This window comes from Caldibacillus thermoamylovorans (genome assembly GCF_000751775.1).
Taxonomy (GTDB): Bacteria; Bacillota; Bacilli; order Bacillales; family Caldibacillaceae; genus Caldifermentibacillus; species Caldifermentibacillus hisashii.
The window spans coordinates 1-15230 of the sequence record NZ_CCRF01000001.1 but is presented as its reverse complement, the minus strand read 5'-3'; the positions used below and the strand labels follow the sequence as shown (position 1 = coordinate 15230).

Genomic DNA, 15230 nt, shown 5'->3' with positions numbered 1-15230 from the left:
AAAACAGTTAATTCAATGTATAGTTTGGTGCTTCTTTTGTAATTTGAACGTCATGTGGGTGACTTTCTCTTAATCCTGCACCGGACATGCGAATAAATTGGGCATTTTCTCTTAAATCTTTTAAAGTTTTTGCCCCGGTATAACCCATACCAGAACGAATGCCACCAACTAATTGATAGATTGTTTCGGCTAAAGGACCTTTATATGGAACTCGTCCTTCAATTCCCTCAGGAACGAGTTTTTTATTATCTTCTTGGAAATAACGATCACTGGAGCCTTTTTCCATTGCAGCAATAGATCCCATCCCTCTATATACTTTAAATCTTCTGCCTTGGAATATTTCGGTTTCCCCGGGACTTTCTGAAGTTCCTGCTAACAAACTTCCTAGCATTACAGCATGACCACCTGCAGCAAGTGCTTTTACAATATCTCCGGAATATTTAATGCCCCCGTCAGCAATAATTGCTTTTCCCATTTTTCTAGCTACCGATGCACAATCATAAATGGCAGTAATTTGCGGAACACCGACACCGGCCACTACCCGGGTTGTACAGATGGAACCCGGTCCGATACCTACTTTAACAACATCTGCACCGGCCTCAAATAATTCCTTCGTAGCTTCAGCTGTTGCCACATTCCCGGCGATTAAATTTAAATCAGGGTATAACTCTTTTATTTGTTTAACAACCTCAATTACACCTTTAGAGTGCCCGTGAGCAGTATCCACAACAATTACATCAACATTCGCTTTGTAGAGCATTTCCGTTCTTTTCATCGTATCCTTTGTAACACCGACTGCAGCCCCAACAAGCAAGCGGCCTTGTTCATCTTTTGCAGCGTTTGGAAACTCAATCACTTTTTCTAAATCTTTTATAGTGATCAAACCTTTTAAAACACCCGATTGGTCAACTAACGGCAATTTTTCAATCCGATACTTTTGTAAAATTTTCCCTGCTTCCTCAATGGTTGTTCCTACCGTTGCAGTAATTAAATTTTCCTTTGTCATAACATCTTTTATTTTAATTGAATAGTCTTCAATAAAACGAAGATCACGATTTGTAATAATCCCAACCAGTTTTTGTTCTTCTTTGTTATTTACAATTGGAACACCGGAAATCCGATATTTTGCCATTAAATGCTCAGCATCATAAACTTGATGTTCAGGAGTTAAAGAAAAAGGATCAGTAATTACTCCATTTTCAGAACGCTTAACACGGTCGACTTGCTCAGCTTGCTCTTCAATCGACATGTTCTTATGGATAATTCCTAATCCACCTTGTCTTGCCATTGCAATCGCCATTTCTGCCTCGGTTACCGTATCCATACCGGCACTGATAATCGGGACATTCAATTTCAACGTATCTGTTAATGATACAGACAAATCAACATCTTTAGGTAATACCTCAGATTTAGCGGGTATTAATAAAACATCGTCAAAAGTCAGTCCTTCTTTCACAAACTTATGATCCCACATCGTTTATGCGCCTCCAGAAAAAATTATTATTAGTAGGTTACCAATTGGATAAAATACTGTCAAGGAGCTTTCAATAAATTGCATTTTTCAGAATTGGGGGTTATATTTTGTCTGCAAGTTTTTCATCATCTCTTTTAAAAAAATATCTTTACTTATCATCTGAAGAAACTTCCCGGCAATTTCTTTTCCATACTTATAATAAAAGAAAGATCATTGATGCAAAAAAGAAAAGTTATGAAAACAGTTTTTCTTTTATTTCTTACATCGAACAAGGAATTACCTTTTTTGAGCAAACAGAACGGTCTTCATTAAATATTAAGCCTATTTTACTCTTTTATGGACTCGTTTTTCTACTTAAAGCATGTGTATTATCGGTTGACCCGGACTATCCCGAATCAAGTCTTGTTTTGGCCCATGGTGTTTCAACACGAAAAAGGAAAAAGCAAAATTATATATACTTAAAGGATGAGGTTAAATTACAAAAAAATGGTTTGTTCCCGCATTTTTCCGACAAAATGTTCCATATGAAACATTTAGAAGGGAAAAAGTTAACGGTAGAGTCATTATTAAAGGAAATTCCGGAGTTAATTGATTACTTCGCTATTTGGACTGGGCACAATCATGGATTACCAATTGACTATGATGGCAAATATTTTTCACTTCCTGAATCGGTTCTTGATTTTTTTAAAATGACATCCGACCGTTTTAAAACCTTCTTCCAATCGAATACAAATAAAAATATTCAGTTTATCGGTGATCCATCAATAATAAAATTTTATATTGAGGAAAATCATAGCACCATAACAGAAATTTTACCCTTCCGATTTCATATAGAGAAACATTCCTATTTTCTTTTACAAAATGATAAAGAATTATCTTTTTATCCGGAACTAATGATCCATTATTTAATATTATATCATTTAGGAATGATTGCTAGATACGAAATTGAATGGTGGTCAGAACTTATTCATCATAAGCCGTCAATCGAGTACCCACTAATCGTACAATATTTAAATATCTCAACAAAAAAAATCCCTTTACTCATTGATCAATACCTATGGAGTTACTTTCACGGACAGAATAAATTTTGACATGATACCTTCTAAGGAATTTGAATAGATTGCACAAAGCTCGCTACATGATTTTCACAGCCGTATTGCTTTTCTTATTTTTCTATTAAAAAAAGGACAGTAAAATTCACTGTCCTTTACTCTGCCCGGCAACGTCCTACTCTCGCAAAGGCAAGGCCTTCACTACCATCGGCGCTGAGAAGCTTAACTTCCGTGTTCGGGATGGGAACGGGTGTGACCTTCTCGCCATTATTACCGAGCCTACTACATCGAATATGCTTCTCTGCTGGCTTGCGACGAGCTGAGGATTATCTTCCTCGAAATTTACTTCGGCGCAGGAGCAGACATATCCGTATGATTTAATTTAAAAATGCAGGAGAATTTTTCATTCTCTCAAAACTAGATAACGTAAGGCAATTTTCCGAGTAACGTTCTTATCTGTCTTGCTTCGGCTCCTAGCGACTAGCGCCACTTCACACTCATCCACTACGATAAGTCAACATCGGCTCATTACTTCGCCGTATTTCCTTTTCCTCGAAAATGCATTCGCATTTTCTTCGTGCGATGCTTATTCAAGGAAGATTATTCAGAGTCCTCGTTCAATTAAGCAGCTATATTATTATACATTTAATATTATTGATTGTCAACTACTATTTATTTTTATAATAATATTTATTTCTGCTTTTAAAAGCGACTTTTAAATAATAACATCGAAATTAGTTAGTGTCAATACTATTTTTAAAAACATTTACTAATCTTACTAAGCCAATATAGTCAAAATTAACAGGACACTATATTTTTGAGTTTCCACTTATGCCAATCCTTAAACTTACAATCATTTAACAAGACATTCTCTAAATAAAAACAGAATGTGAAGGAGATCGGTCAGTTATTTAATATTTCCTTTATTGAAATATCATTCTGTTCATTAAGTTGAATGACTTCATTACTCTCAACTAGTTGAATTACGGGTCTTGTCGGATAACGATGATCAATAAATAATATTTTACCAATTTGATGAGTAGATAATTTAATAAGCATATTAATTGATAATGGCATTAAACAATTTGTTAATGTTTGTAATACGGAAACATCCAGTTTTCCAAACATTTCTCTTGTCATTATTTCAATTGCTCTAAAAGGAGAAACCTTTGTTTTATAAATGCGGTTACAAATTAAAGCATGATATACATCTGCTATTGCTATTATTTTTGCATAAAGATGTATATTCTTCCCTTTCTCCTTTAAGGGATAACCACTTCCATCAATTCTTTCATGATGCTTTAAAACAGCTAACTTTGCACTTGTACTTAATGAAGGTATTTTTTGAAGCATTTTATAACTATATATTGGATGAAGTTTAATTTCTCTTTGATCATCATTATTTATAATATTTTGGTTTAGTATTCCCGGATTTACCCTTGCCATTCCACAATCACATAAAGAACCTGCTAATGTAACCTGAAAACATTCTCCACGGTTCATATTTAATCTTTTTGCTAAATACCCGGAAATCAATCCGACTGATATGGCATGGTGATAAATATAATCTTGCACATTTTCAATATAATTTTGTAGAAATAAAACATGGATAGGTTCCTTTTCTAATTGTTCAAAAAGAGGAATCACCAATCTCCTTATAATACTAATATCTACTGTACCTCCGGATTGCCAACGTTGAAACTCTTTTTTATACTCCTTAACGACTTCCTGATAATGTTGCTGAAAATACAACAATTTTTTATCATTTTGCTTAGATTCAGATATGGGATCAATTTGATGATTTTTTGCCTTTTTCTTAATTAATTTTTCACTGTTATCTGCTTTTACTGCCTCTACTTCTTTGACTGCAAATGCATTTAAAACATCAATAACTTCATTTGTAATTATTGTATCTTTCGGGACAATCGGGTTTTTCGTTAACCCGTTAACATTTTCAATTAGCCGTAGACCTGCTTCTGGTTTCAATTGAGAAACTCGCATTTTCATTAATTCTTCATCCTTTATTAAGTTATAAAATTGTACAATGCATTCTATTATTTATAATCGGATTTTTTCTTTCATTTTTTTATATTTCTTTTATAAATTTACAGTTTTTCCTGGTGAGCTGGATTTTACCCTAAATTAGTAAAATTGCCTTAAACCCTGATACCTCAACATTCTCTATTAAACTAGAAACATTGATTAATTATAAAATTATTTATTTTAAATTTTTATAAGGGCAAGAATACTTTGTGATATTATGATGGTTGTAAAAATTACATTTCGAAATTGATTTAGTTAATTAAACTTTTAGCTGCGGAAACGATTTCTTTTTGTGTGTTACGATATAATTTTGCAGTGGTCTTTAAAAATTTAAAATATTGTTTTATCAATTGAGTCATTTGCTGAAAATCATCCTTAAATCCTTTAATTTGGTTAACAAATGTAAGATTACCTTCCAGATCGTTCAAATTGCTTTTCAATCTTCTTAAATCATCCGCATAATCTTCCATCCGGTTTGACTGTAACTCTGCTGCCCACGTATTAATTTCCAAAATATCACCCACTTTAATACATATATTTTTAAAATAATCCAATTCTAATTAATTTTCAACATAAAATTATTGTTATCTTTGGTTGAAATATATGGTTTACATTCTGAACTCAGACGGGTGATTTAGTTCTACGCCAAGCAAAATTCCTGGCGGGTAATACTATGCTCCTGTATCACTTGTGGAAGTTTTGTTTCTTTAAACATCTTATGTTATGTTTTTTCATCATTTAGATTTCAGGCTCATTCGAAAGACCCAAATCATAATTTGTACTAAATTCCTTCCCCTTGTATACTGCATAAGTTCCACTTCTCATCTAATCCCTCCTATTTTATAAGAGATGCCCGTCCACGAAATGTCCTAATCGGATGCATTACCATATAAAAAATCCCTTTTCCCATCTCAATCGGATTCGTAACGACCTGCCAAATTCCTGCCAATCTAGATACAGCAACATCAGCTAAACCTTTTACGACTCCTCCAATAAAATCCCCAGCCGCTTTAAACCCGTCTAATAACTGTTCTCACCAGGACTTTTCTTCCGGCCTTTCCGGTATTTGGGATTTTACTTTATCATCTGCTTTTATATACAAATCCATTGATGTCTCAATAAACTGATATAGTCTAGTCAATTGATGTTCAAGATCATTTAGGTCTGATACCGCTTTATTTATTTGATTATCAATTCCTCCCCTAGTACGGATTTGATAATCAATTCCATGCCGAACCAACGCTACCCCCGTTTCAATCGTACGGATCTTCTTTGCCAAATCATTAACACCTTATCGATTAACTTAATTTTCAATATTTAGAATTTATATATCATACTCATATGATGATTAGTACCCAAAAAGGATTTATAGAAATATTTGCACCAAATATAGTATCGTTGTTCTTTGTCAAGACACAATATTTTGTTATTTGAGCGTGATGTCCTTGAAAAATGGGCTTTTTGGGTGGTAACCATATGATACTAAAAAAATATTAAAAAACACAGATTTCAAAGGGGGATTTTTATAAAATAGGAGAAAAGTCTTAGGATGAATAAAAGGGGAAATGTTCGATTTTAAATCTCAAAAATAATAGAGACCCCAGGTAAAAAAAGACAGCCCATACAAGAAGAGCTGCCTCAATTATTTATTTATACGTATTGATCACCGGTTATATAAAAATCCAGTAACAATACAATTTCTCTTGATTGAGCATTTTAGCAATCAATCATCAGATTCATTATCTATTTGTTCTGTTCCTGCTGGTGAGCTATCTGTTTCGGTATCAGCCGTTATCGGTTGATCAGTTTGAGACTCATCATCCTTTTCCACTTTTGCCACAGCGGTAACTGTACTGTCATCCGTAAGTTTAATTAATTTTACGCCCATTGCATTTCGACCGATTCTGGAAATTCCGGAAACCGCCATTCGAATAATGATCCCGTTATCGGTAATAATCATTATGTCTTCATTTTCTGAGACTGATTTCATGGCCACGAGTTGTCCATTTTTTTCCTGAATATTGCATGTACGAATCCCTTTACCGCCGCGATTTTGAATACGGTATTGAGAAGCATGGGTCCGTTTTCCATATCCTTTTTCCGTAACAACTAAAACATCTTGATCTTCCTCTAAAATTTCCATGCCAATTACTTCATCATCTTTACCCAAAGTAATTCCTTTTACCCCTGAGGCAGTCCGACCCATTGAACGAACATCCGTTTCAACAAAGCGGATCAGCATTCCTTTTTTCGTACCGATGATAATATGCTTATTTCCATCGGTTAGACGAACAGAAATTAATTCGTCTCCTTCACGCAGATGGATAGCAATTAGTCCGTTGTTACGAATATTTGCGAAGGATGATAACGGGCACCGCTTGGAAATTCCTTGTCTTGTTGTAAAAAATAAATAAGATTCATTATCTAATTTTTGCACAGGAATCATTGCATTAATATATTCATCTTTTTCAATTTCTATTAAATTGATTATAGGCAAACCTTTGGCTGTTCTTGAAAACTCAGGAATGCGATATCCTTTGATTTTATAAACCTTCCCTTTATTTGTGAAAAATAAAATCGTGTCATGGGTAGAAGTGGTAATTAAATTTTCAACAAAATCATCCTCATTTGTTCCCATGCCTTGAATTCCGCGACCACCGCGTTTTTGTGTACGATAGGTGGAAGATGGAGTCCGCTTAATATATCCTTTTCTTGTTAAGGTAATAATGACGGATTCTTCCGGAATTAAATCTTCATCATCAATTTCCTCGTCCCCACTAGTTGTTATTTCCGTACGGCGCTCATCATTATATTTTTCTTTAATTGCAGTTAATTCTTCACGAATAATTTCCAGTATTTTTTCCTCATCTGCTAAAATTGCCTTTAATTCAGCAATTAATTTAACAAGTTCCGCATATTCTTCTTCAATTTTCTCCCGCTCCAAACCTGTCAAACGTTGCAGACGCATATCCAAAATTGCCTGAGCTTGTTTTTCCGAAAGACCAAAACGAGTCATTAATCCTTCTCTGGCAATATCGGTTGTTTGTGAACTGCGAATTAAATTTATCACTTCATCAATATGGTCGAGAGCAATACGTAAACCTTCTAAAATATGAGCCCGTGCTTCTGCCTTTCTTAATTCATATTGCGTTCTTCTTGTGATAATTTCCTTTTGATGTTCCAAATAATAGTATAGCAATTGTTTAAGATTAAGGACTTTCGGTTGACCGTTCACAAGGGCAAGGTTATTGATCCCAAAAGTAGTTTGCAGGGCTGTATGCTTATACAAATTATTTAATAACACATTGGCATTCACGTCTTTTCGGAGTTCCATGACAATCCGCATACCTTGACGATCGGATTCATCACGTAATGCCGTAATTCCGTCAATTCGTTTTTCCCTGGCAAGTTCGGCAATTTTTTCAATCAATCGCGCTTTATTAACCATATACGGAATTTCTGTAACAACAATGGCTTGTTTACCATGAGCCGTTTCTTCAATATTGACTTTTGCCCGTGTGGTAATGGAACCTTTACCGGTCATATAGGCTTTTCGAATGCCGCTTCTTCCTAAGATTAATCCACCTGTTGGAAAATCAGGACCCGGTATAAATTGCATTAATTCTTCAATGGAAATATCAGGATTATGACTTAATGCGATAAGCCCATCAATCACTTCACCAATTTGATGGGGAGGCATATTGGTAGCCATACCAACGGCAATACCGGTTGTCCCATTCACTAATAAATTTGGAAATCTCGATGGCAGTACAACCGGTTCTTTTTCTTGACCGTCATAGTTATCTTGATAATCAATGGTATCTTTATTGATATCCCGCAGTAATTCCATGGCGATTTTGGACATTCTCGCCTCTGTGTAACGCATAGCTGCTGCAGAGTCACCATCGATGGAGCCAAAATTACCATGACCATCAACTAACGGATACCGTAAGTTGAAATCTTGGGCCATCCGCACCATCGTTTCATAAACTGCCGAATCCCCGTGCGGATGATATTTACCAATTACATCTCCAACAATACGGGCACTTTTTTTATGGGGTTTATCAGCTGTATTACCTAAATCATTCATCGAATATAAAACACGTCTTTGAACCGGTTTGAGACCGTCACGGACATCAGGAAGGGCGCGGGACACAATAACGCTCATTGCATAATCTAAAAAAGATGTCCGCATTTCCTCCGTTATTCTTCTTTCATTAACTTTTGAACTGGGTGTTTCAGCCATTAAATAGCGAACCTCCTTTTCCCATTCAGGAAATTTACACTTCAATTAATTTTTCATTATATATCCAAATTTTTGACATAAACTGCATTGTCTTCAATGAATTTTCTCCTTGGTTCAACCTGTTCCCCCATCAGCATTTCAAAAGTTTCGTCCGCTTCAATTGCATCATCTAATTGGACTTGCAAAAGTGTACGATTTGCCGGATCCATCGTTGTTTCCCATAATTGTTCCGGGTTCATTTCACCTAAACCTTTGTACCGCTGAATACCGGGCTTTGGACTATGAGACAAAGATTTCAGAACGTCTTCCAGTTGGCTATCATTATAAACATATTCAACCCGCTTTCCTTGTTGGACCTTATACAGAGGGGGTTGGGCAATATATACATAACCCGCTTCAATAATTTGTCTCATAAAGCGGTAGAAAAATGTCAATAATAAAGTTCTGATATGGGCACCGTCAACATCAGCATCTGTCATAATAACAATTTTATGATACCGGGCTTTCGATATATCAAAGTCTTCACCGATCCCGGTTCCGATCGCCGTAATCATGGAACGGACCTCATTATTTGATAAAATCCGGTCTAATCTTGCCTTTTCGACATTCAAAATTTTCCCTCGGAGCGGCAAAATTGCTTGGAAATGACGATCCCGTCCTTGTTTTGCCGAACCACCCGCAGAATCTCCCTCAACGATGTAGAGCTCACATATAGACGCATCATTTGATGAGCAGTCGGCCAGTTTCCCCGGCAAGCTAGATATTTCAAGAACATTTTTACGGCGGGTCACTTCACGGGCCTTTTTTGCAGCCAGTCTGGCACGTGCAGCTAAAATTCCTTTATCGACAATTTTTCTTGCTACACTTGGGTTTTCTAATAAAAATTTCTCAAATGCTTCTGAGAAAAGAGCGTCCGTAATCGTTCTTGCCTCAGAATTTCCTAATTTTGTTTTTGTTTGCCCTTCAAATTGCGGGTTTGGATGTTTGATCGAGATAATGGCGACAATGCCTTCTCGCACGTCTTCTCCTGATAAATTTTCGTCTTTATCTTTTAAAATTCCATTTTTACGGGCATAGTCATTAATAACCCTTGTTAAAGCCGCTTTAAAACCGGATTCATGGGTACCGCCTTCATACGTATGAATATTATTGGCAAAAGAATAAATAATACTTGTGTACCCATCATTGTATTGGATGGATATTTCTATCTGAATACCGTCTCGATGAGCTTCAATATAGATCGGTTCTTCAAACAAAACAGTTTTTGACTTATTTAAACTGGCAACATAAGATTTAATTCCACCTTCATAGTGAAATTCCTCTTTTCGGTATTCCCCCCGTTTATCTTCAAGGGTTATTCTTAAGCCTTTATTTAGAAAGGCCAGTTCGCGAATTCTTTTTGCCAATGTATCGAAGTCAAATTCAACTGTTTCAGTGAAAATTTCCGGATCCGGTGTAAAATGAGTTGTTGTCCCGGTATGATCGGTTTCCCCAACTACTTTTAAGTCAAATAACGGCAAACCACGGGAATATTTTTGATAATGGATTTTTCCGTTTCGATGAACATATACTTCAAATTCACTTGATAATGCATTAACGACGGAAGCACCAACACCATGGAGACCCCCTGACACCTTATATCCACCGCCGCCAAACTTTCCGCCGGCATGAAGAACAGTATGAATAACTTCAACAGCCGGTCTTCCTAATTTTTCTTGGATGTCAACAGGGATACCACGTCCATTATCTTTAACAGTAATGCTATTGTCTTCTTCTATGATCACATCAATTTGGGTACAAAAGCCGGCCAGTGCTTCGTCTATACTATTATCAACAATTTCCCAAACAAGATGATGCAAACCTCTTGAACTGGTTGAACCGATGTACATACCCGGGCGTTTTCTTACTGCTTCCAAACCTTCTAGTACTTGGATTTGGTCTGCGTTGTAGGAAGTTTCCTGAATTTGTTTTTCTTCCATTGTCAAAATCTGTCACCTAACTTTCTCCAAAATCTCTATTCTTCACGATCAAATCAAATTGCCATTGTTTACTTGAAATATGCTGGCTTTCGTTAATGTTTCATGGTGAATACCGTCTATGTTAGTTGTGGTTACAAATGTTTGTACTTTCCCTTGAATTGTACTTAATAAGTGAGATTGTCTATAATCATCCAATTCTGATAATACATCATCTAATAAAAGAATCGGAAATTCACCGATTTCGCTATTAATTAACTCAATTTCGGCTAATTTTACTGATAATGCTGTTGTACGTTGTTGTCCTTGTGATCCAAATGTTTGAACATCCCGACCATTTATTTCAAACAGAAGATCATCGCGATGAGGACCAAACAAAGTCATACCTCGCTCAATCTCTTTTTGTTTTTGATTAATAAATTTATCTTGATATTTATTAATCATTTTCGACAAATCGTCCTCTTCCGATACATCTACAGAAGGTTTATAGTAGATCTGTAAATTTTCCAATCCTCTGGAAATGCTAAAATGAATGGTTTTTGCCCATTCTTGTAGTAAATGTAAAAATTCAAATCTCTTCTTAATGATTTTTACGGCAAATTCAATTAGCTGCTCCGTGTAAATATCGAGCATCGTCATATCGGTTTGTTTTTTTGACTGCAATAATTTTAAATATTGATTTCGTTGATGTAATACTTTTTGGTAGAGACTAATATTATTTAAATAAACAGGGGAAACTTGGCCAATTTCCATATCAATAAATCTTCTTCTTATTCCCGGGCTTCCTTTAACAAGATTGAGATCTTCTGGAGCAAACATAACAACATTTATATTTCCGATATATTTGCTTAGTCTTACTTGTTCCAGATGATTACATTTTGCCTTTTTGCCTTTTTTCGTAATGAGCAATTCGAGGGGAATCGTATTATTTTTTTTTTCTACCCATCCTTCTATTTTAGCATAGTCTTTGTCCCAATGGATGAGTTCTTTATCATTTGAGGTTCGATGTGATTTAGCCATAGCCAGCACATAAATGGCTTCCAGCAAATTTGTTTTTCCTTGTGCATTTTCACCAATAATAACATTTACTTTGTTCTCAAAAGGAATACTTAATTGATTATAATTTCTGAAATTTTTTAAATCCAGTTGTTTAATATGCATTGATTTACATCCTTTAAGAGCTTTGAATGATAATAAAAGAATCACCATTTATGTCAATACAATCACCATTGCGCAGTTTTCTTCCGCGGCGATTTTCATAATCACCGTTAACTAACACTTCATTTTCTTTCAAAAACCATTTGGCCATACCACCGGAACTTACAAAATCTGTCATTTTTAAAAACTGACCAAGCGTAATATATTCTGTGTCAATCTTCAACACATTTGCCATTGTTACCGATCCTTTCATATACTCCAAATTCTATTTTACTAAATATCTGAAAAAGAAACAAAGTCCATGATGTTTTCTTGAATAGTCATTTTGCACTTTATCGAACAATTGATGGTTTATTTTGAGGAAAATAAGGCAGTAATTAGGGGTAAAAACATAAAGGGGAAAGCCCCTAATTATTGTAACATACAGGAATAAAAAGATTAAAACTGCAATCAGCAGGGAACCAATATCCCCGCCGATTGCAGAAAAGCTCTTATCCCACCCGTCTTCCCCATTCACTCAAATCGAGGTGGGATTCCTTCACTAGTCAATGAGTGTCCACTGATTGCTTTCTAAAATGTTCTTACCGGTAAAATTAATTGTAAAATGGTTTCGTCCTGATCTGTTTTGATAACAAAAGGACGCATCGTTCCGGTAAAGTAAATCGTGGCTTCAGATCCATCGATGGCTCGTAAAGCGTCAATCATATATTTTGCACTAAACGAGATTTTTATTTTTTCCCCTTCAATAGATAAACTTTTTACTTTTTCAACCACTTTTCCAATTTCCGGCGTGTAAGAAGTGATCTCGATCATGTTCTGTTCCATTGTCGTAAATTTCACGACATTATTTTTTCCTTCACGTGCCAACAGTGAAGCACGATCGACAGCTTGGAGAAACTCTTTTGTGTTAATTTTCACCTTTGTTTTATTATCAGTCGGAATTAATTTTGCTGTATTCGGGTATTTTCCTTCCAACAATCGTGAATAAAATAAAAGATTTTTCGCTTTAAATAAAATTTGATTCGTGGTAACAAAGATTTCAACCAATGTTTGATTATTATCTTCTAAAATTTTTATTAATTCACTTAAGCTTTTACCTGGAATGACAATATTATAAGCTTGGTTATTGGCAAATTCTGTTTGTAAAGTTGCTTTTTTTAAAGCGAGTCGGTGACTATCTGTGGCGACTGCAATTAGTTCATTATTTTCAAAAACCCAATGAATACCGGTTAAAATCGGTCTTGTTTCCGATTGTGAAACAGCAAAGACCGTTTGTTTAACTAACGTAATCAATAAATCCGCCGGCATTGTAAAACTATGTTCACTATCAATGATCGGAAGACGAGGATATTCCTCTGCATCCAGTCCATGAATGACAAATTCTGCATTTCCTGAATGTATGACGGTTTTAAATTGATCATCGACCGTTATTTCTATAATTGAATCGGGTAATTTTCTTACAATTTCACTAAAGAAGCGAGCTTGCAACACAATCGAACCTGGTTCAATAATATCGACCAGTTCCGTATCATTTTCCTCTTTTGGGATGAATGATTTAATCGATATATCCGAGTTACTTCCTGTTAAAGCAACTCCTTCATCAGTCGCATCAATTTTTATTCCAATCAAAATCGGAATGGTTGTTCGTGATGCGACCGCTTTGATTACATCTTGGATACTTTTCGATAATCGCTCCTTTTGAATGAGAAACTTCATTTTTCATCCTCCAATATATAATTATATTTAAAAATAAAAATAAAGAAGTAATAGTAATATAGACTGTGGATTTGTGGATAAGTGGCAACACGAATGTAAAATACAGTCTATCCACATGTGGACAGACTGTGCATGCTTTTGAAAATTTATCAACAATGTGCACAATTCTATTATAAATAAAGAATTGTATTTAGGAAAATGGTAGTTGTATAAAATACTTAGATTTTCAATTTATTTTCCAACTCTTGAATTTGTTTTTGAAATTGTGGATCGGTTTTTATTAAATTTGATATTTTTTCATGGGCATGAATGACAGTAGTATGGTCTCTTCCGCCAAATTCTTCGCCAATTTTCGGCAATGAAAAATCGGTCAGCTCTCTCGATAAATACATGGCTATTTGTCTAGGGAAGGCAATCGACTTTGTTCGTTTTTTTGCAGAAAAGTCCTCTAATTTTACTCCAAATTGTTCACCGACAACTCTTTGGATATCTTGAATTGTAATGACTCTTGGCTTGGAGCTAGGGATGATACTCTTCAAAGCTTCTGCGGCTAAATCTGCATTAATATCTTTATTTTCCAAAGACGAATAAGCAACGACACGGATTAACGCACCCTCCAGTTCACGGATGTTCGAGTCGATTTGATTCGCAATATATAACATAACTTCATTCGGTATATCTAGTCCATCCGCTTTTGCCTTTTTCCTTAGGATGGCAATCCGTGTTTCTAAATCCGGTGGAGTAATATCCGTGATTAATCCCCATTCGAAGCGGGAACGTAAGCGATCTTCCAAAGTAGGTATTTCTCTTGGCGGTCTGTCACTCGAAATAATAATTTGTTTATTTTCTTCATGCAATGTATTGAACGTATGGAAAAACTCCTCTTGGGTTGATTCTTTTCCGGCTAAGAATTGAATATCATCGATAAGTAAAATATCTACATTACGATACTTATTGCGAAAGTCATCCGGCCGATTGTCGCGGATCGAATTAATAAATTCATTAGTAAATTTTTCCGAAGTTAAATACACCACTTTTGCCATTGGGTTATGTTCCAAAACGTAATGTCCGATCGCATGCATTAAATGGGTTTTTCCGAGGCCCACACCGCCGTAAATAAAAAGGGGATTATATGCTTTTGCCGGTGCTTCAGCGACAGCCAGTGAAGCAGCGTGAGCAAAACGGTTACCTGATCCGATGACAAATGTCTCAAATGTATATTTGGGGTTCAACATATGTTGTGCGGAGTCAGTTATAACTTCCGGTTTTGCTGGTTTTTTATTCGCTGGCGAAACCATTATCGGGTCATCCATATTGGATTCAGGAATGACAAATTTTAATGACATATTTTCTCCGATTAATTCATATAAAATTTCTGTAAGGATTTCTTTATAATTCCCGTCAAGCCATTCCCTTGCAAAATCATTGGGTGCTTCAACAATTAACGTGTTTTTGTTTAATGCAATGGCCTTGGTTGACTTAAGCCAAGTTTCAAAACTCGGTTTACTTATTTTCTTTTCAATGACATTTAACGTTTTTCCCCAAAGGTCATCGATATTTTCCAA

11 protein-coding genes and 1 rRNA gene are annotated in these 15230 nt (G+C 35.4%); 1 reads left to right on the top strand and 11 read right to left on the bottom strand.

From position 1 onward, the window contains the following. Positions 1 to 7: 7 nt before the first annotated feature. Entirely contained in the window at positions 8 to 1474 is a 1467-nt protein-coding gene (guaB, locus tag BT1A1_RS00060) for an IMP dehydrogenase (protein ID WP_034766762.1), read from the bottom strand. Positions 1475 to 1581: 107 nt separating this feature from the next. Here guaB and BT1A1_RS00055 point away from each other — a divergent pair, with 107 nt between their 5' ends. Further along, positions 1582 to 2565 carry a YaaC family protein gene (locus tag BT1A1_RS00055; protein ID WP_034766759.1) on the top strand — a complete coding sequence of 328 codons (984 nt, stop codon included), beginning with the start codon at positions 1582 to 1584 and terminating at the stop codon, positions 2563 to 2565. A 123-nt stretch (positions 2566 to 2688) separates the two neighbouring features. On the opposite strand, the gene rrf is transcribed toward BT1A1_RS00055, so the two are convergent. The 10 genes from rrf to dnaA form a co-directional block, all read right to left on the bottom strand. Then, positions 2689 to 2804, bottom strand: a 5S ribosomal RNA gene (gene rrf, locus BT1A1_RS00050). A 625-nt stretch (positions 2805 to 3429) separates the two neighbouring features. Beyond that, positions 3430 to 4533 (bottom strand): HD-GYP domain-containing protein, encoded by a 1104-nt coding sequence (locus BT1A1_RS00045; RefSeq protein WP_034766757.1) that lies wholly within the window; start codon positions 4531 to 4533, stop codon positions 3430 to 3432. 287 nt (positions 4534 to 4820) lie between these two features. Continuing rightward, entirely contained in the window at positions 4821 to 5081 is a 261-nt protein-coding gene (locus BT1A1_RS00040) for a hypothetical protein (RefSeq protein ID WP_034766754.1), read from the bottom strand. Positions 5082 to 5602: 521 nt separating this feature from the next. Continuing rightward, entirely contained in the window at positions 5603 to 5848 is a 246-nt protein-coding gene (locus BT1A1_RS00035; protein WP_034766752.1) for a hypothetical protein, read from the bottom strand. A 444-nt stretch (positions 5849 to 6292) separates the two neighbouring features. Beyond that, on the bottom strand, positions 6293 to 8815 hold the full coding sequence (gene gyrA / locus BT1A1_RS00030; protein ID WP_034766750.1) for a DNA gyrase subunit A: 2523 nt from the start codon (positions 8813 to 8815) through the stop codon (positions 6293 to 6295). Between the two features lie 56 nt (positions 8816 to 8871). Then, a complete protein-coding gene (gene gyrB, locus BT1A1_RS00025) occupies positions 8872 to 10794 on the bottom strand; it encodes a DNA topoisomerase (ATP-hydrolyzing) subunit B (RefSeq protein ID WP_034766824.1) in 1923 nt (640 codons plus the stop codon). Positions 10795 to 10842: 48 nt separating this feature from the next. Beyond that, the gene (gene recF / locus BT1A1_RS00020) at positions 10843 to 11952 is read right to left on the bottom strand and encodes a DNA replication/repair protein RecF (RefSeq protein WP_034766748.1); all 1110 of its coding nucleotides are present in this window, start codon (positions 11950 to 11952) and stop codon (positions 10843 to 10845) included. A gap of 13 nt (positions 11953 to 11965) precedes the next feature. Then, positions 11966 to 12184, bottom strand: a complete 219-nt coding sequence (yaaA, locus tag BT1A1_RS00015; protein ID WP_034766822.1) for a S4 domain-containing protein YaaA — start codon at positions 12182 to 12184, stop codon at positions 11966 to 11968. A gap of 335 nt (positions 12185 to 12519) precedes the next feature. Next, complete coding sequence (dnaN, locus tag BT1A1_RS00010; RefSeq protein ID WP_034766747.1) at positions 12520 to 13665, bottom strand: DNA polymerase III subunit beta; 1146 nt, start codon at positions 13663 to 13665, stop codon at positions 12520 to 12522. Positions 13666 to 13883: 218 nt separating this feature from the next. Continuing rightward, positions 13884 to 15230 carry a chromosomal replication initiator protein DnaA gene (dnaA, locus tag BT1A1_RS00005; protein WP_034766745.1) on the bottom strand — a complete coding sequence of 449 codons (1347 nt, stop codon included), beginning with the start codon at positions 15228 to 15230 and terminating at the stop codon, positions 13884 to 13886.